At 50.9% G+C, this 17,556-nt stretch carries 19 protein-coding genes; 12 read left to right on the forward strand and 7 right to left on the reverse strand.

Annotated features, from left to right (window positions below):
- Positions 1 to 10: 10 nt before the first annotated feature.
- The 5 genes from SATMO3_RS00820 (at position 11) to SATMO3_RS00840 (ending at position 3,528) form a co-directional block, all read left to right on the forward strand.
- The gene (locus SATMO3_RS00820) at positions 11 to 1,558 is read left to right on the forward strand and encodes an AAA family ATPase (protein WP_371376159.1); all 1,548 of its coding nucleotides are present in this window, start codon (positions 11 to 13) and stop codon (positions 1,556 to 1,558) included.
- Between the two features lie 16 nt (positions 1,559 to 1,574).
- Complete coding sequence (locus SATMO3_RS00825) at positions 1,575 to 1,775, forward strand: DUF2997 domain-containing protein (RefSeq protein ID WP_371376162.1); 201 nt, start codon at positions 1,575 to 1,577, stop codon at positions 1,773 to 1,775.
- Positions 1,772 to 2,398 carry a 4Fe-4S single cluster domain-containing protein gene (locus SATMO3_RS00830; RefSeq protein ID WP_371376165.1) on the forward strand — a complete coding sequence of 209 codons (627 nt, stop codon included), beginning with the start codon at positions 1,772 to 1,774 and terminating at the stop codon, positions 2,396 to 2,398. Before SATMO3_RS00825 ends, SATMO3_RS00830 begins: the two co-directional genes overlap by 4 nt.
- A gap of 169 nt (positions 2,399 to 2,567) precedes the next feature.
- Positions 2,568 to 3,101 (forward strand): GNAT family N-acetyltransferase, encoded by a 534-nt coding sequence (locus tag SATMO3_RS00835; RefSeq protein WP_371376168.1) that lies wholly within the window; start codon positions 2,568 to 2,570, stop codon positions 3,099 to 3,101.
- 22 nt (positions 3,102 to 3,123) lie between these two features.
- Positions 3,124 to 3,528, forward strand: coding sequence for a heme-binding protein (locus tag SATMO3_RS00840; protein ID WP_371376171.1), 405 nt, complete (start codon positions 3,124 to 3,126; stop codon positions 3,526 to 3,528).
- 110 nt (positions 3,529 to 3,638) lie between these two features.
- Here the strand turns inward: SATMO3_RS00840 and SATMO3_RS00845 are convergent, their stop codons facing one another.
- Entirely contained in the window at positions 3,639 to 3,821 is a 183-nt protein-coding gene (locus tag SATMO3_RS00845; protein ID WP_371376173.1) for a hypothetical protein, read from the reverse strand.
- 351 nt (positions 3,822 to 4,172) lie between these two features.
- Between SATMO3_RS00845 and SATMO3_RS00850 the strand changes: the two genes are divergently transcribed.
- From SATMO3_RS00850 to SATMO3_RS00865, 4 genes are all read left to right on the forward strand, one after another.
- Positions 4,173 to 4,370 (forward strand): H-type small acid-soluble spore protein, encoded by a 198-nt coding sequence (locus SATMO3_RS00850; protein WP_371376176.1) that lies wholly within the window; start codon positions 4,173 to 4,175, stop codon positions 4,368 to 4,370.
- Between the two features lie 236 nt (positions 4,371 to 4,606).
- Positions 4,607 to 6,346 carry a thiol reductant ABC exporter subunit CydD gene (gene cydD / locus SATMO3_RS00855; RefSeq protein ID WP_371376179.1) on the forward strand — a complete coding sequence of 580 codons (1,740 nt, stop codon included), beginning with the start codon at positions 4,607 to 4,609 and terminating at the stop codon, positions 6,344 to 6,346.
- A complete protein-coding gene (gene cydC, locus SATMO3_RS00860; RefSeq protein ID WP_371376181.1) occupies positions 6,339 to 8,066 on the forward strand; it encodes a thiol reductant ABC exporter subunit CydC in 1,728 nt (575 codons plus the stop codon). Before cydD ends, cydC begins: the two co-directional genes overlap by 8 nt.
- A gap of 44 nt (positions 8,067 to 8,110) precedes the next feature.
- Positions 8,111 to 8,812 (forward strand): DUF2225 domain-containing protein, encoded by a 702-nt coding sequence (locus SATMO3_RS00865; protein WP_371376183.1) that lies wholly within the window; start codon positions 8,111 to 8,113, stop codon positions 8,810 to 8,812.
- Positions 8,813 to 8,933: 121 nt separating this feature from the next.
- Here the strand turns inward: SATMO3_RS00865 and SATMO3_RS00870 are convergent, their stop codons facing one another.
- Together SATMO3_RS00870 and SATMO3_RS00875 are read right to left on the reverse strand one after the other, a co-directional pair.
- On the reverse strand, positions 8,934 to 9,671 hold the full coding sequence (locus SATMO3_RS00870; RefSeq protein ID WP_371376185.1) for a sulfite exporter TauE/SafE family protein: 738 nt from the start codon (positions 9,669 to 9,671) through the stop codon (positions 8,934 to 8,936).
- 131 nt (positions 9,672 to 9,802) lie between these two features.
- Complete coding sequence (locus tag SATMO3_RS00875; RefSeq protein WP_371376187.1) at positions 9,803 to 10,306, reverse strand: flavin reductase family protein; 504 nt, start codon at positions 10,304 to 10,306, stop codon at positions 9,803 to 9,805.
- Between the two features lie 147 nt (positions 10,307 to 10,453).
- Here SATMO3_RS00875 and SATMO3_RS00880 point away from each other — a divergent pair, with 147 nt between their 5' ends.
- The 3 genes from SATMO3_RS00880 (at position 10,454) to SATMO3_RS00890 (ending at position 13,995) form a co-directional block, all read left to right on the forward strand.
- The gene (locus SATMO3_RS00880; protein ID WP_371376190.1) at positions 10,454 to 11,626 is read left to right on the forward strand and encodes a M20 family metallopeptidase; all 1,173 of its coding nucleotides are present in this window, start codon (positions 10,454 to 10,456) and stop codon (positions 11,624 to 11,626) included.
- 355 nt (positions 11,627 to 11,981) lie between these two features.
- Entirely contained in the window at positions 11,982 to 12,608 is a 627-nt protein-coding gene (locus SATMO3_RS00885) for a DUF3793 family protein (protein ID WP_371376192.1), read from the forward strand.
- Between the two features lie 223 nt (positions 12,609 to 12,831).
- On the forward strand, positions 12,832 to 13,995 hold the full coding sequence (locus tag SATMO3_RS00890) for a type III PLP-dependent enzyme (RefSeq protein WP_371376195.1): 1,164 nt from the start codon (positions 12,832 to 12,834) through the stop codon (positions 13,993 to 13,995).
- Between the two features lie 98 nt (positions 13,996 to 14,093).
- Here SATMO3_RS00890 and SATMO3_RS00895 read toward each other — a convergent pair whose 3' ends face one another.
- The 4 genes from SATMO3_RS00895 to SATMO3_RS00910 form a co-directional block, all read right to left on the reverse strand.
- The gene (locus tag SATMO3_RS00895) at positions 14,094 to 14,951 is read right to left on the reverse strand and encodes a 3-hydroxybutyryl-CoA dehydrogenase (RefSeq protein ID WP_371376197.1); all 858 of its coding nucleotides are present in this window, start codon (positions 14,949 to 14,951) and stop codon (positions 14,094 to 14,096) included.
- A gap of 87 nt (positions 14,952 to 15,038) precedes the next feature.
- On the reverse strand, positions 15,039 to 15,458 hold the full coding sequence (locus SATMO3_RS00900; RefSeq protein ID WP_371376199.1) for a MaoC family dehydratase: 420 nt from the start codon (positions 15,456 to 15,458) through the stop codon (positions 15,039 to 15,041).
- Between the two features lie 34 nt (positions 15,459 to 15,492).
- On the reverse strand, positions 15,493 to 16,692 hold the full coding sequence (locus tag SATMO3_RS00905) for an FAD-binding protein (RefSeq protein ID WP_371376201.1): 1,200 nt from the start codon (positions 16,690 to 16,692) through the stop codon (positions 15,493 to 15,495).
- Positions 16,693 to 16,708: 16 nt separating this feature from the next.
- Positions 16,709 to 17,494, reverse strand: a complete 786-nt coding sequence (locus SATMO3_RS00910; RefSeq protein WP_371376204.1) for an electron transfer flavoprotein subunit beta — start codon at positions 17,492 to 17,494, stop codon at positions 16,709 to 16,711.
- Between the last annotated feature and the right edge of the window lie 62 nt (positions 17,495 to 17,556).

Here is a 17,556-nt window from a genome sequence, read left to right on the forward strand (position 1 = left end):
GGGGATAAAAATGGATAATTTTGCGGAACTATTCGATACCTATATCCGGGCACGGGTAACACTGATTGTTATTGTGACGCCCGAGGAACAGCGGGCTATCGAGCATGTCAGGACAGTTTGCGAGCAAAAAAACCGTACCTGCCTGTCCTGGGATGTGGCCGATGGTTTTACTGTATTAGCCGGCAAAACTTCACTTGATTTAAAATGCCGCGATCCGCTGGTGGCGCTTGAACTGATGGAAAAGACCGGCATGGAAAATACCGGGGCGATATTTGTCTGCAAGGATTTCCACGACTTTTGGAGCAATCCGCCAGTACGGCGCAAGCTGAGAAGTGTGGTTCAACGGCTGACCCAGACCCGGACTTCTATTGTTATTACAACCCCTACCGGGCAAATACCGGACGAATTACAGGATGAGGCTATTGTCATTCACCTCCGCCGGCCAAACGGAGAAGAGCTCGATAACGTGCTTGACGGCCTCTTAAAAGGCGCCAATGTAAAAATAAACTTGACTGATAACGGCCGGGAAAAAGTAGTGCAGGCGGCTATGGGAATGACGGCCGGTCAGGCTCGCCGGGTATTCTCGAAAGCTATCGTAACCTGCGGTTGTCTGGACGACCGGAGCATTTCCCTGATTACCGAGGAAAAGGCCCAGCTTGTCCGCCAGAGTGAGGCTCTGGAATTTTTGAATTCCACTGAGACAGCCGAAAACGTTGGCGGTTTGGGTGTATTGAAAGACTGGTTGCGTCTTAGAGAAATGGCTTTTACCAAAGATGCCCGCGATTATGGTTTGCCAGCGCCCAAAGGCATTGCCATGGTGGGTATTCCCGGTACAGGTAAAAGCCTGACTGCCAAGATGATCAGCAGCCTGTGGCAATTGCCGCTCCTCAGGCTTGATGTCGGGGCGCTGTTTGGCGCTTATGTCGGTGAGTCCGAAGACCGCACCCGCCGAGCGCTGAATATTGCCGAGACGATAGCTCCCTGCATTCTGTGGGTGGATGAGATAGAAAAAGCCTTTGCTTTTGGCGCCGGGGACGCAGGCACCAGCCAGCGGGTATTTGCTACATTGCTGACCTGGATGCAGGATAAGAAGGCGCCGTGTTTTGTTGTCGCCACTGCCAACAACATTGCCGCCCTGCCGCCTGAACTGATGCGCAAAGGCCGTTTTGACGAAATCTTTTTTCTCGATTTGCCGCACATGGCTGAACGCCGTGAAATTTTTGTCACCCATCTAAAACGGCGCAACCGCAATCCGCGTGAATTTGATCTCAAACGGCTGGTGAAAGAGTCTGACGGTTATGTAGGCGCCGAGATCGAGCAGGCTATTATTGATGCCATGTATCTGGCTTTTAGCGATAATATGCGGGAAATTACCACCGAAGATATTGTGGTTTCGTTAAAACGGCAAGTGCCGCTGTCGGTATCTCAGCGGGAAAACATTCAGTACCTCCGGCAATGGCTGCAGGAGGGACGTGCCCAGTCGGCGTCTTATCCGGGTGAATATGCCGGCGAGACAGGCTCAGGGCAGGTTTTCCTGGAAATAGAAGATCAGGATTAGGGAGGGATGGCAGGCTATGGACAAGGAGGAACTGGAAATTACCATTGACGCGAAAGGTCAGGTTAGTATCAAGGTGGCCGGCGCCAAAGGCGGCAAATGCCTGGATATCACCAAACCTATTGAAGAAGCGCTGGGAGAGGTTAAGGTACGGGAGATGATGCCTGAATACTACGAACAAACGACTGACCCCGGCAAGGTAAGGAATAACCAGCGATGAATAACCAGAACCAGCAAGCTGGAGGCGGCCGTATCAATATGGCCGCCTTTTTGCCCAAGTCCCGCGTCAACGGTCCCGGACTCAGAGCCGTTGTCTGGGTGCAGGGCTGTCACCGTTGCTGCCCGGGCTGTTTCAATGAGGATATGCAGGCTTTCCGGGAAAACCAGCCAGTGTCTGCTAAAAAACTGGCTGACCGTATTTTGGCGCTTGACGGCATCGAGGGGGTTACTTTTTCCGGAGGTGAACCTTTTGCCCAGGCGGCTCTTTTGGCCGATCTGGCCGATATACTGAGCGGACAGGGATTAAATATTGCTGTATTCACCGGTTATACGTATCAGGAACTGTTAGCTGGGCAGGATGACGCCTGGAACAGGCTGCTGGCGGCTGCCGATTTACTGATTGCCGGGCCGTTTAAGCGCGAGCTGCCGTCCACAGAATACCTGCTGGGATCTGCCAATCAGGAACTTATTTTCCTGACAGATACGCTAAAAGGACACCCGGACACTCTGGGGCGGACGGAACAGTTGCTGGAGATTACAGTTGATAAGGACGGTAATGTTACGACCACCGGCCTGGGTGGGGGAGATATTATAAAGCAGACTAACCTTCAGGCGGGGTTTTAACTCCGAAGGTTAGTCGCCGGATAAACTTTTTGCTGCCTGATCGCTTCCCGGCTTTGCCGGGGTTTACTTTTTTATGATAATATTAGATAATGAGGAATACTATAGAAGTATATATAAGTACATATAAGGTAGCAGAAAGAAAGGCGTTGATGGTGTGGGGTGTGGCTGTGTGCTTCAGGGCAATAAGGTATGTCTCAGGACAGTAAGGGAATCTGATCTTGAGCTAATTTATAGATTGATGACAGATGTGTCGGAGAAAGGGGAGCACTGGCTGCTGGATATTCCGGCTGAGCCTGCGTTCCGGCGGGGCTTTAACGAAAGGGGCTTCTGGCATGAAAATTTCGGGCGGATGCTTATTTTGGATAAGACCGGCGAAATTATTGGCGAGATAATCTATTTCCGTAATGCCGATTACCGGGCCGGTTATGAAGTGGGTTATCAGATTTTTAGACGGGAGAACAGGGGAAAAGGCTATATGTCGGAAGCGCTGGCCTTATTTTCCGCGTTTTTGTTTGAGTCTAAGCCCATTCCCCGCCTGCAGCTAACTGTGGTAGCCGGCAATGAGGCCAGCCGGGCGGTGGCTGAGAAATGTGGTTACCGTTATGAGGGTACGCTGCGGCAAGCAGCCTTTCTGGCCGGCAAATATGTTGACCTTGAACTTCTGGGGCTGCTGCGGGAGGACTGTCCGCCGCTGTTAGTATAGTTGAGGGCTGGGAGTTGATCATATGAAAAAATTGACTATGGAGCTATGCCGGCAGATTATCAGCGGAGTAGTACAAAAGGCGGCGGCTGACGGCGGCAAACCAGTGGCTGTAGCTGTGTGTGACCAGGAAGGATTTCTGGTGGGCTTGCTGAAAATGGATGGGATCCCCACACGCTGTGTGCATTTCGCCAGACATAAAGCGTATACGGCGGCGCGGATGCAGACAACGACAGCGGCTTTTCAGGACCGGTTGCTAGAGGAAAATCTGGATATACACTTTTTCTGTGACCCAGATCTTACCCCCTTGCCCGGCGGGGCGCCAATTTATGCGGAGGACGGGAGTGTAATTGGCTCGGTAGGCATCAGCGGCCGTCCGTCGGCGGAGGATCAGCAACTGGCTGTCAGGGCGGCGCGGCTGGAATTTTAGCAAAAACGCATGAGTAAAGGAGCCGTAGTTTCCGGCTCTTTTTTTAAGATATAATCTCACTCCGTTACAAAGTGGCTAAATAAGAACAAATATGGTTGCAGCAGCCGGCATTAATAAAAGCCGGCATTGCGCCGGCTAGTAATGTTGCGTGGAAACCTTCGGGGTTCTATAGTATGCTGCTCTTTCTTTTCGGAGGCTGACGAAGTTTTCTCAACGCCGACATTACCGGTAGTAAATTTTGTTTCGGGCAATTTCTTATCAGATTTTTCACCGTAGTTTCCGGAACCTTGCAAAAAAATCACCCCCCGTAAAGCAGTTCAGGTTAGTTACCTGGTCTTGGTCCTTTTTATATCGCGCTGTACTCTTGTGTCAGCTTGAGGTGTGCGGGCCGAACCACGGTTTAACGATATAATGCGGGATAATTTGCTGCCGCTAAAAACAGTTTCTTCCAAAGTAATTCACCTCCGATATTAGTATTTCCAGGCTGAGTAAAAATACGGCAGGTAAATCTGCGTAAATCATGGATTTCGTAGCAAATGACGACGCATAAATAAATACTGGTTACGGGCTGCTAAAAAGCCTGGTAAGGTCAAAGTATAAACCCTCGGCCGAGTGAAATACTACTTTTTAAAGGAGTGGTATTGATGGACGCATCACGTGCCGAACAAATCATGCGGTCACCCGAGACTATAGGTGTAAAGTATCGCGATAATTATGTCTGGATTGAAGATATCGATAAAGGCCGTAATACGGCCCACGTAACGTATCTGGAGAAACGTAACACTTTGCATGTATCGATTGAGCAACTGGAAGAAACCGGTCCGGTCAGTTATTTGCATTGATCGCAGCGGCAAGAACGCGGCAGGACTCCCTTAAGGAAGTATAGGAAGGTAAAAATGAGCAGTTTTTAGAAATGGAAACTGCATTCTGCAGGAATCCGGAAGGAATTGTAGTATATATTGCTCAGAGCTATAGCGCGAAACCGCCTTGTAGGGCGGTTTCTTTTTCTGTAAGCGCGGGCAACAGCGGTTTTAAGCTTTCGTCAAAGCCCGGCGCAAGCCGTGTGGGGGTGAATGATATGATTGACAGGCATTTAGGGCAGGAGGCCGGCAGACAGCGGTTCCTGTTGTTCCTCGTGGCGGGAATGGGGGCCTGTGGCGGTTTGTTGGCTATTGCGCAAGCCTTTTATCTTACCCAGGTGATTGACCGTATATTTTTAGGCAGACAGGGGTTAGACGCTGTCACTGATTTTCTGTGGCTGTTAGCAGTCATTGCCGCTTTGCGGTCACTTGCTATCTATTTGGAGGGTGTATGGGCCTTTAGGCTGGCGGCGGCAATAAAAACCAGCCTGCGGGAACGTCTGGTAAAGCATATGCTGGGACTGGGACCGGTAAATCTAGCCCTGCAGCCTTCCGGCGAGCTTATCAATATTGTTGGCGAAGGTGTGGAAAATCTGGAGGCCTATTTTGCCAAATATTTGCCGCAATTGGCCAAGGCGGCTTTCATTCCGGTCTTTATATTGCTGGCTGTTTGGCCGCTTGATTTGACTTCCGCTGTAATCATGCTGGTTACGGCGCCGCTGATACCTATATTTATGGTGCTTATTGGCAAGATGGCGAAAAAAATGAATATCAGACAATGGGAGACGCTGAGCGGCTTAAGCGCCCATTTCCTCGATGTGCTGTCAGGGTTGACAACACTCAAGCTGTTTGGCCGCAGTATTGAGCAAATTACCGTGATTGCCCGGGTAAGCAAAGACTTTCGCGATGCCACTATGGATGTGCTCAAAGTGGCTTTTCTGTCAGCGCTGGCGCTGGAATTATTAGCAACAATCAGCACGGCGCTGGTGGCCGTGACGGTAGGCCTTAGGCTGGTATATGGCGAAGTAGTTTTCACACAAGCCTTCTTTGTCCTCTTGTTAGCGCCGGAATATTATCTGCCGCTCAGAATGCTGGGCAGTCAGTTTCATGCCGGGATGACAGGCAAAACCGCAGCGGCAGATATTTTCCAACTGCTGGCGTTAAAGAGGGACAAAATGGCAGGCGGCTCGGTCTCTTTGCCCAGGCAGCGTCGGATTAGCCTGGCGTTTAGGAATGTGGATGCTGTTTATCAGCAGGGAGGACAGCCGGCAATACGGGGAATTTCTTTTGATCTGGCTGACGGGCAGCATTTGGCTGTCGTTGGCCCAAGCGGCGCCGGCAAAAGTACGCTGGCGGCATTGCTGCTGGCTTTTATTGCTCCTAGTTCCGGAGAAATTTTAGTCAATGGCAGGAACTTACGTGAGCTGCGGGTAGCCGACTGGCTGCCGCACGTCGCCTTTGTACCGCAGCGGCCGCACTTATTTCAGGCCACGGTTGCCGATAATATCCGTATATCCAGGCCTGAGGCCGGGATGGCGGAAGTGATGGAAGCCGCTAAAGCGGCCGGAGCGCATGATTTTATTCTGCGCCTGCCTGACGGTTATGCTACCCTGATCGGGGATGGCGGACACGGACTTAGCGGCGGAGAGCGCCAGCGACTGGCAATTGCCCGCGCGTTTCTCCAGGATGCGCCACTTGTTATTTTGGATGAGGCGGCCCGTGGTTTGGATATTGCCTCTCAAGCCAGGCTGGATAGTGCGCTGGCAAGGCTCTTATCAGGCCGAACGGCAATCATAATCGCCCACCGCCTGACTACCGTGCGGCAGGCCGATAAGATTATTGTACTGACTGAAGGCTATATAGCTGACATGGGAACGCACAGCGAGCTCGTGGCCAGACCCGGCTTATACCGGCAGTTGGTGACTGCTTCCCTGACAGGGGGGGCGGCAGATGGTTAAGCTCTTATTTGGCGGCCGGCGTACGCTGCTGCTTGCTGCGCTAGCCTGTGTACTTGGCAGTATAACGGTGTATGCCAATATTGGACTCTTAGCAGCTTCGGCGTGGCTGATTTGTGCCGCCGCCCTGCATCCTTCGGTAGCAGAGTTATCTGTAGCCATTGTTGGTGTAAGGTTTTTCGGATTAGCGCGGGCTGTGGCCCGCTATGCCGAAAGGTATACAAGCCATGATGCCACTTTTCGACTGCTGGCAGATATCAGGGTATGGCTGTACGCCCGGCTGGAACCCTTGGCGCCGGCCCGGTTAGCCGGTTTGGACAAAGGTGATTTGTTCAGCCGGATAGTTGCCGATGTAGAAACTTTGAAGTTCTTCTATTTGCGGGCGGTGTTTCCGGTTGTTATTGCTATTTTGGTAACTGCAGCCACCGCTGCATTGCTGGCATGGCTGGCGCCCTGGCTGGTTTGGCCGGTGGTTGCCGCCTATCTGATAACAGGCTGTGTTTTGCCTGTGGTTTTGAGCCGGCTTAGCCGGCAGGCCGGCCAAGGGGTTATTGGCGCGCGTAGCCGGCTGCACGGTGTACTGGCTGATAGTATTGACGGTCTGACTGAACTTGCAGCCTTCGGCCAGGCTGCAAACCAGACTGCAAAAATTCTGCTGGAAAATGACCGGTTAACAACCAGTCAGGAGCAAGCCAATCGCATAACAGCTGCGGCGGAGGCCGCCGGTGTACTGGGAATGAATCTGACAGTCATTGGTGCTATTGTGCTGGCGGCGCCGTTGGTGAACGGCGGGCAACTGGACGGCGTATATCTCGCCGTAGTAGCGCTTGCCGTTCAGGCCGGGTTTGAAGCCATTCTCCCTTTACCGGCAGTGGTATACTATCTTCAGGAAAGCGCAGCTGCGCTGGCTCGGATTAACGCTATCACCGTTCAGGCGCCGGTAGGTACCGCTAACGGGGAAACGCCGGTGCCTGCCAATGCATTGCAGCTTTCAGCCGATAAACTTTCTTTTGCCTACGCGCCGCATTCAGCTCCGGTTTTGACAGACATAACGTTTTGTCTGTCACCGGGAAAACGCTTGGCTATTGTGGGCGCAAGCGGGGCCGGTAAAAGCACGCTGGCTGGACTGCTGCTTAGGTTCTGGGATTGTGAACAGGGGATGCTCCGACTAAATGACTGCGATATCAGCGCATATTCGCCTGAGTCTGTCCGCCAAATTTTTAGTGTGGTTAGTCAGGATACGTATTTGTTTAATGCTACTGTCGGCGATAATATTCTTCTGGCCAAACCGGATGCTGATCCTGCTGATTTTCAGGCTGTCATTGAGGCCGCCATGCTTTCTGAATTTGTTGACAAGCTGCCGCAGGGCTTGGCAACCCGGACCGGCCAAAACGGCTTGGCAATTTCGGGGGGAGAGCGGCAAAGAATTGCTTTGGCCAGGGCGCTCTTAAAAAATGCGCCAGTATGGCTGCTGGATGAACCGACTGCCGGCCTGGACGCACAAACCGAGGCCGCAGTCATGGCGCATATCCTGCGGGCAGCCGGATCACGCGCTCTCATCCTGATAACTCACCGCCTGGTTGGGCTGGAAGATATGGATGAAATACTGGTACTGGCAGACGGACAGGTAGTAGAACGCGGGACAGCGGCAGAGCTGCTCGCCGCCCAGGGAACATTTTATCAAATGCGGACACTGCAGCAGGATTTATTAAATATTTCTTGAGGCTTAGTTGTGATTATGGTAAGGTATAATATGGAGGCGATAATATGGCAGAGCCGACATACTCGGTGGAGAAAGAATGCCCTGTGTGCCAACAAAAATTTAATGTTACCCGGACGCGTGGCCGACAGGTGCTAGTGAAACAGGATAGCGATCTATGCTCTCATTTTCAAGGGATAAATCCTTACTATTATACGATTTGGGTATGCTCTAACTGCGGTTATGCCGCTGCCGATACCTATTTCGATGAATTGTCAGTAGCCGCTAAGGATAAGATTGCGAAGTTTCTTACAGCGCGGAAGGTTAACGTAAACTATAGCGGTGAGCGTACGCGGGACCAGGCTATCGCCACCTATAAGCTGGCTATTTTTTTCGCTGATCTTATTGCCGCACCGGCCAGCCGCCTGGCGGAATTATACCTGAAACTGGGGTGGCTGTACCGGGAGGGAGAGGATGCGGAGGAAGAACAAGCCGCCCTTACCAAAGCCGGTGAGTACTACGAACAAGCTTTGATCAGGGAACGTTTGCCGATTGGCGGTACCTTGAGCGAAGCGGCCGTTTCTTATCTGATTGGCGAACTGGCCCGGCGGGTTGGCCAGCATGAAAAAGCGCTGCTTTACCTGGGAAAAGTAGTGGGAAGTCCAACTGCCAAGCTGGAACCCAGGGTCGTTAGTTTGGCGCGCGATGCCTGGCATGAGGCCAGGGCGGCCAGGGATCAGGGTAAAGAGGCCGGTGTCGGCGGGGAATAATGCAGCCGGCATAATGCTTTCTGACCGGATATATTAGCTAAAGTGTAGTGTAACAAACCTTGTTGCTTGCAAGGTTTGTTACACTACACTTTTAATTTAAACGTGAAATGCGATATACTTACTAAGCGTATAAGCTAGAAACAATACTAACAACCGCGCTGGCTGCAATTACTGCCAGCGCTAATTTTTTAAAGGATTCTGCATTGAAGCGGCAGAATAACTTTTCCCCCAGCCATACACCCAGCGGAATGGCTGGCAGGGCGGCCAGCGTGTTAGTGCCGAGTACTGTCAGATTAAGCGTGCCGAAAAAATAAGATATAGCCAGCGCTGCGGCATTGCTCATGATAAAGTACCGGGTTAAATTGGCGCGGGCTTGTTCTTTGCCGGTTTGCTCGTTAAGATAGTACATTACGATTGGCGGCCCGCTTAGACTGGTAGTTGTTGATAAAAAACCACTGACAATGCCGACAGTAGTCTTGGCTAACTTTGGCTGACGGATGGTAACGCGGAACCTGGCGGCCATAGCAGCGGCTATGATAATGAGCACTATGCCGATGCTGATTTTTAAGGTGCCGTTATTAATAATTTTTAAGACATAAGCCCCCGGCAGCGCCCCAAGCAGACTGGCCGTAAAAATGAGCGCAATATCGGCGAAACGGCCTTGCCGCCATGTATGGTATAGCAGGGCCAGCTTGGTTATAATACCGGTAAACAGGACAACCATAATGGCATCTTTGGGGGCCATAACCAGAGTGAGGAGCGGGGCTGCCGCCAGTGCATAGCCAAAGCCGGTGATTGTCTGCAGAAAGCTGGAAAACAGGGTAATAATAAAGATGGCGAATGCTGCTGCCGTGAACAATATATCAGCGACCTTTACTTTTTTTTAGAAAATGAACGAAAGCGCAGACAGATCCTTTGCTTCGTTCCGGTGTTACAAAATGAAGCATGTGGTGGAATCACGCCTGCGCCTTCGAGGCGCGTCTCGCTAGCTTACTCGGTTTTATAAGCGGCGACAATCTCCCCGAAATACATAGTATGGTAGTCGCCTTCGGCGTAACATGCTTTATTATCGGCGGACGCAAGGTTTTCCGGCAGCATGGTTTGTTTATAGATTACCTTGCATTCGAGCTGTAAGCCGGGACCGGCAATAACCGGTGTGGCGACAGCCTGCCCGGGCAGCAGGGTTAGTTTGGCAACTGTAATTTTGTCCATATCGCGGCCTGATTTTGTGCCGCAGAGCGCCAAGGCTTCTTTCATCTCGGTTAGCGGCAGAGTAACGGTAAACTCGCCGCTTTGCTCTACCAGCTCTTTGGTAAAACGGGACTGGCGTACGAGGGCTGTAAAAATAGGTTTACGCCAGATTACGCCTACACTGCCCCAGCCAATTGTCATAGTGTTGACTTTATTATTATGGCTTGTTGTCATAAAGGCATTTTTCGGAATGAGCTCGGCGGCCTGGGCCGAATATTGCTCATAGTTCAGCTTGGTTATCATTATATTCCTCCTTGATTTTAGGTTTAGCTTGACGTTATAACTACATTTTATCCTGAATTTGTTATAAGCTCAACAGCTTTTATACCATTATCCAGGGGGAGGATTTTACCTGCCGGCAGCGAAGCAAAAGGTAAGGAGGCTGCTATTTTGGATAATCTTAGACAGTTAATAGAACAACAATTTTCTTATGTACAGGGTTTGCGCCGGCTTTTTCACAGCCACCCTGAGCTTTCCGGCCAGGAATTCAGTACCCAGCAAAAAATTTTGGCCGAGCTAGCGGCCATGGGAATTGCCGCCAGGCCGGCTGCGGGAACCGGGGTTATTGCTGATATTGCCGGCGGCCTGCCGGGAAAAACCGTGGCGCTTAGGGCTGATATGGATGCGCTGGCTTTGGCGGAAGAACTGGACACAAGTTATAAGTCGCAAAATTCCGGTGTCTGTCATGCCTGCGGGCATGACGGGCATATGGCCATGCTGCTGGGATTGGCAAAAATTTTTACCGCCCAAAGGCATGAGCTGCCAGGAAGATTACGGCTAGTATTCCAACCCAGCGAAGAGAACTTTCCCGGCGGTGCGTCGTCCATGATTGCCGAGGGAGCGCTGACAGGGGTTGATGCCATACTGGGAGCTCATCTCTGGCAGCCGCTGGACAGTGGCTGTATGGCTGTTCTGACCGGACCGGTTATGGCTTCCGCCAACCAATTTTCTATTACCGTTCAGGGGCGGGGCGGCCATGCATCCATGCCGCAGCAGACGGTTGATGCCATCTTAACCGGCGCCCAGATTGTTGCGGCGCTTAATACAGTAGTTGCCCGCAGTGTTGATCCACAAGCGGCGGCAGTGGTATCGGTAGGCGTGTTTAGGGCCGGTGAGGCTCCCAATATCATTGCCGATAGCGCATTCATTCACGGCACGGTCCGTGTTTTTGACACAGAACTGCGTCAAGCGATATTTCATCGTATTGAGGAGATTGCCACCGGCATCTGCCAGGCGGCTGGAGCCAGCTGCCTAGTGGAATTGTGTGCCGGTTATCCACCGGTAATTAATAACTCGGCTGCCGTCGTAGACGCTGTGGTAAATGCCGGCCGGCAGACGCTCGGAGCGGCTGGTGTGGTTCCTTTCCGGCCTGTGCTGGCGGGAGAGGACTTCGGCTATTATCTGGAACAGGTACCGGGAGCCTTTATGTTTATCGGCGCAGGTAATCCGGCGGCAGGTATCACGTATCCGCATCATCACCCCAAATTTGATATTGATGAACAGGCGCTTGTTGGGGGAATGGAAGTGCTGGCAAGAGCGGCTTTGAATTTGTTAAGTAACTAGTCTGTCTTTGGGTTTGGCGGAAGCCAAACCCTTTTCTATAGGTCACCCTTATCCAGGGGCTTAGCCGCTCGCCTGTGCCCGTAGAGGTAGAACTCCCACTTGGCGAAGCAGGAGTCTTAGAGCGGGCTTGCCGCCGGATAAAGATTTTCTGTCAGGCAGGTGCTGGCGCTCAAACACGCTGGTTACCAATACTGTCTGTAAACTTTTATAGGCTACTGTATATAAGACTTGTTGACAACTAAAAAGGAATGGGATATAATTCCCATATAAATGATAATGATAATCATTACACAATCAGTGCATAAAATAAATGCATATACTATGTAATAAAGTACTGTAGCGAGGGGGTGGCGATATGATGGTAATGCAAACAGGGGAATCCCTACTGAATTTAGAGAGTCAGAGTATGCCCTGCTATTTTTTTAAATGGCTGACAGTGGAATTGGCCCCCACCATTTTGGGAGAAAAGCCGGCAACGCTGTTAACGTTTGCCGACAGTCGCAGATTTCCCCGCCAGACTTTTTGGCGTAAATACGGCGCTGTCTTTCTTCGCGGTGCTACTATTAAGTGGATGGTAGTCCGGGAGACAAAGAGCTGTCTGACAATATTGTTTTATCACCCCCATAGTTTGGCGTCCTGGATAAGGCAAACCGACCACTGCCGTTTTCTTGCCGAGTTTGGTTACAAGCCGGAATGCTCTTTATGTGAAACTATGGAATGCTTGAGGAGCCGGTATCAAAGCGGATGCCCCCATGAAATCGGGTTATTATTGGGTATACCGCTCAAAGATGTACTGGGCTTTATGGGACGGGGAGAGGAGTGTCTGAGTTGCCGGGGAATGTGGTGTATTTATGGCGATCCCGGACCTTCCATACAGGTTATGGCAAAGATAGACGCCAGTAAAATGTACGCCGCCGGACTGCTAAACAACGGCACAAATCCGCGCCGTATTTTACTTGAACAAGAGAGTAAAACTGCATAACGAATATAGCGATTAATAAGTAATTTTCCCGCGTATCCTATTGGGGTACGCGATTTTATTTTTTATCGGCAATTGAGCTGAAATCCAGCGGCGTCTCTAGGGTTTAAGCCCTAAGCCACCAGTCTGTTTTTTGTAAAAAAAGTTTTACTTGCACTTTGGTTCAGTTATGTTACAATCATATAGTAATTTTCAAATTAACGGTAGTCAAAAGGAGCGATGATAAGTGAAATATTTTAGGTTATCCCAGGATGCTGTAAAGGCGCTGGCTGATACCTACAGTACCCCGCTGTTGGTGCTGTCTTTGGAACAAATTGAACTCAACTATAAACTGCTGGCAGAAAACATGCCGGACGTTAAAATATACTATGCGGTCAAGGCCAACCCTGACGAACGGATAATCCGCAAGCTCAGCAGCCTTGGCGGCTACTTTGATGTCGCATCTGATGGTGAAATGCGCATGCTGAATCAGATGGGCATTGACTCAGAGCGCATGGTTTACGCCAATCCTGTGAAAACGGCAAGCGGTCTGAATGTAGCCCGGATTATTGGTGTTAATAAGTTTACCTTTGACAGTGAAAGCGAAATCGCAAAAATGGCTGCTGCCATACCTGGCGGTGCGGTGCTGCTAAGAATCCGGGTTGACAATCCCCGGGCGCTTGTTGATCTTAATAAAAAATTTGGCGCTCATCCTGACGAGGCGCTTGATTTGCTGACTAAGGCGCAGCAGGCGGGTTTGGATGTCGCCGGCTTGTGTTTCCATGTGGGCAGCCAGTCAACAGGACATGAGGCTTATATGGATGCGCTTAAAATCTGCCGGAATATCTTTGATGCGGCCGCTCTAAGGGGCATGAAGCTTAGAACGCTTGATATTGGCGGCGGTTTCCCCATACCTACTCTTATTGAAGAGCCTGATGTGGCCGCTATGGCCGCAGGCATTTATAAAACGATTAAACAATATTTTCCCGATACCGAGATTTGGTCCGAACCAGGCCGCTATATTTGCGGCACGGCTATGAATCTCATTACCCAGGTCATTGGCACCAAGCTGCGCAACAATCAGCAGTGGTATTTCCTGGATGACGGCTTGTACGGCACTTTTTCCGGTGTAATCTTTGATCATTGGGACTTCGAGCTTGAGACTTTTAAAACAGGCAAAAAAATTCCGGCGACCTTTGCCGGCCCAAGCTGCGATTCTTTAGACATTATGTTCCGTGATAAGCATACCGTACCACTGGAAATTGGTGATTTAATCCTGGTGCCTAACTGCGGCGCCTATACTTCAGCATCTTCCACTGTTTTCAACGGCTTTGCCAAAACGCCTATAGTCGTATGGGAAGAAGTGTATGAAGAGATCAAGGCCAAGCTTGAACTGGCTTCTGCCGGCTAAATAGTATTTAAAATCAAAACTACCTTCAGACAGGGTTAAAACCGCCTGAAGGTAGTTTGTTTATTTTGCGTCAGCCGGACAACAGACTTGTTAGGCTGTTACTGTGCGTAATCAAAGAAGCCTTTACCGGTTTTACGCCCAAGATAGCCAGCCTGTACCATTTTTTTCAGCAGAGGGCAGGGGCGGTACTTAGGGTCGCCATAGCCTTCATACAGGACTTGCATAATGGAAAGCACGGTATCATTGCCGATCAAATCCGACAGAGCCAGGGGGCCCAGCGGGTGATTGAAGCCCAGTTTGGCTACGGCGTCAATATCTTCTGCGCTGGCTACGCCTTCCATTAGGGCATAGATAGCCTCGTTGATCATCGGGATCATAATCCGGTTACCGATAAAACCGGGATAGTCAGCGGCCTTAACCGGCGTTTTACCAAGCTTCAGGGTCAGTGTTTCGATACGGGTAAGGGTTTCCTTACTGGTTGCCAGCCCGCTGATGATTTCAACCAGCTTCATAACCGGCGCCGGATTGAAGAAATGCATACCGATTACTCTGTCGGCGCGCTTGGTCGTTGCGGCTACCGCTGTGAGCGGCAGGGAGGAGGTATTGGTTGCCAGGATGGCATGCTCAGGACAGAGGGAGTCCAGTGTTTTAAAAATTTCTTGTTTGACGGCCATATTTTCAACAGCCGCTTCAACGACTAAATCTACCTGGCAGGCTGTTGCATCCAGTTCAACAACACCTGAGATTCGTTCCAGAATAGCGTCCTTGCTGTCAGCGGTTAATTTACCCTTTTCCACGGCTTTGGCCAGGTTTTTTTCAATAGACTGCAGTCCTTTTTGGACAAACTCGGGCTTAATATCCCGCAAAATGACAGTGAGTCCTCCCTGGGCCATTACCTGGGCAATACCGCTGCCCATTTGGCCGGCGCCGATGATTAATACTTTATTAATTTCCATGAATATACCCTCCCGGATTGGTTATCATGATATGCTAAGGATACAATAGGCGTTGTTTTTGCAAAAAACAACGCCTATTGCTTTCAATTAGTCTTTTTTCATTACAGTGGCTTTGCCGTCAATGACCAGGGTACCGTCCTGATTGGTAACTGTGGTTTTTAAGATAAGCCGGTTTTTGGCTTCGATCTTTTCTATAACTTCTACTGTGGCGGTTACGGTATCACCGATTTTTACCGGTGCTTTAAAGGCCAGTTCCTGCGCAAGGTATATGGTATTGGCGCCGGGTAGGGTTGTGCCCAGCAGCGCCGAGATGAATCCGGCCGACAACATGCCATGGGCAATCCGCTCTTTGAACATGGTAGTCTTGGCGAACTCGGCATTAATGTGGACCGGGTTAAAATCGCCGCTGACACCGGCAAAAGTATAAACGTCATACTCGGACACTGTCTTGGCCATGCTGGCCTTATCGCCAACCTTAATGTCGGCGAACTTTACATCTTGCACCATAGAAAACACCCCTTGTTATAGAATGGCGACCGGCCTAATTGGCGGCCTTGAGCTTCTTAACCTCGGCAATAAGGGCCGGGATTACTTCCAGTACATCGCCGACTATACCATAGTCGGCCATTTTGAAGATGGGCGCATCGGCATCTTTGTTGATAGCAATTACGATGTCGGATGAGGACATGCCAGCCAGATGCTGAATGGCGCCGGAGATACCGCAGGCGAAATAAATTTTCGGACCAACGGTTTTGCCTGTTTGACCAACCTGGTTTAAGGCCGGTATCCAGCCGGCGTCAACGGCTGCGCGGGAAGCGCCCACAGCGCCGCCCAGGGCACTTGCCAATTCTTCAATTAGTGAGAAGTTTTCCGGCTTGCACATGCCGCGGCCGCCGGAAACTATGATTTCGGCTTCCTCCAGATTGCAGGAAGCGGTACACACCTGAAGCACATCGATCAGCTTAGTGCGGATATCTTCCGGCTTAACCTTGCTGGCAACTTTTACGATTTCGCCGGTGCGGGAGAAATCCTGTTCCGGGCGTTTAAAAACTTTAGGACGTACTGTACCCATTTGCGGGCGGTGATCCGGACACAGGATGGTGGCCATAATATTGCCGCCAAAGGCCGGCCGGGTCCAGGCAACCAGACCGGTAGCCTCATCAATATCCAGATTGGTGCAATCGGCGGTGAGACCAGTACCTACCCGGCAGGCAACACGGGGACCGAGATCACGGCCGTCATTGGTTGCCCCCATCAGAATAACCGAGGGGCGGTAGGCGGAAATTAAATCGGTCAGTGTAATGGTGTAGCCGTCTGTTGAATAGTGCTTAAACTCCGGGCCTTCCACCAGGTAGATTTTGTCAGCGCCGCTGGCAAAAATGTCTTTGGTTAAGCCGGCGACTTCATGGCCGATTAATACGGCCGCCAGTTCCTGTCCCATAGCATCGGCCAGCTTGCGGCCTTCACCTAAGAGCTCGTGACTTACATTACGGATGGTTCCGTTTACCTGCTCGATATACACCCAAACACCTTTATACAAACTTTTGTCGACTGCAACCGTTTTCTCTTCCACTTCCCGGACAATGGCTCCTACCGGACAGACGTCCACACAGGCGCCGCAGGCCGTACACGCTTCCGTGATTACTGCCTTATCATTTTCCATGACAATCGCGCCGAACGGGCAGGTGCCTACACAGGCAGTGCAGCCGATACATTGTTCTGCGTTTACTTTTACAGCCATAATTAATTAATACCCCCTAGACAATCTTAGCCTCTGATAATTTTTCGATTAGCTGCTGAGCCGCTTCGCGGGCGGTATCCGCCTGGATAATCTCACCCTGAGTACGCTGCTTGGGGGTAAAGATCCGGCGTACCTGGGTAGGAGAGCCTTTGAGGCCGATTTTTTCGGCTTCTACTGTAACTTCATTTACCGTCCAGACAGGAATCTCTTTGCGGTTGGCTTTCATGGTGCCTTTGACTGTTGGGCTGCGCGGAATATTGATGGATTTTACCACTGTCAGCATAACAGGAGTAGAGACTTCAATAATTTCGTAGCCTTCTTCCTGTTCCCGCTCTACACGGAGTTTGTCGCCTTCAGCCTCAATCTTCGCAACATAGGTTACCTGGGGGATATCCAGGTGCTCGGCAATTTCCGGCCCAACCTGGGCGGTATCGCCGTCAATGGCTTGTTTTCCGCACAGAATTACATCTACTTTACCCAGTTTTTTTATGCCGGCAGCCAGAGTATGGCTGGTGGCCAGGGTATCGGCGCCGCCGAAGGCCCGGTCACTTAAAAGAATAGCCTCGTCAGCGCCCATAGCCAGGCACTCTTTGAGCGCATCCTTGGCCTGGGGCGGTCCCATGGAAATGACGGTTACTTTGCCGCCGTGCTTATCTTTAAGCTGTAAGGCGGCTTCGACTGCATTTTTGTCAAAGGGATTGACGATGCTGGGCACACCCTGACGGATCAGGGTATTGGTGGTAGGGTCGATTTTTACTTCGGTAGTGTCAGGCACTTGCTTGACACAAACTACTATTTCCATAAATAATTTGCCTCCTGTTAGTGAACTCGTTTCAGCAGAGCTGAAACGTCGGGGGCTCAGGT

The sequence above is a fragment of the Sporomusa aerivorans genome, from assembly GCF_041428895.1.
Classification (GTDB): Bacteria; Bacillota; Negativicutes; order Sporomusales; family Sporomusaceae; genus Sporomusa; species Sporomusa aerivorans.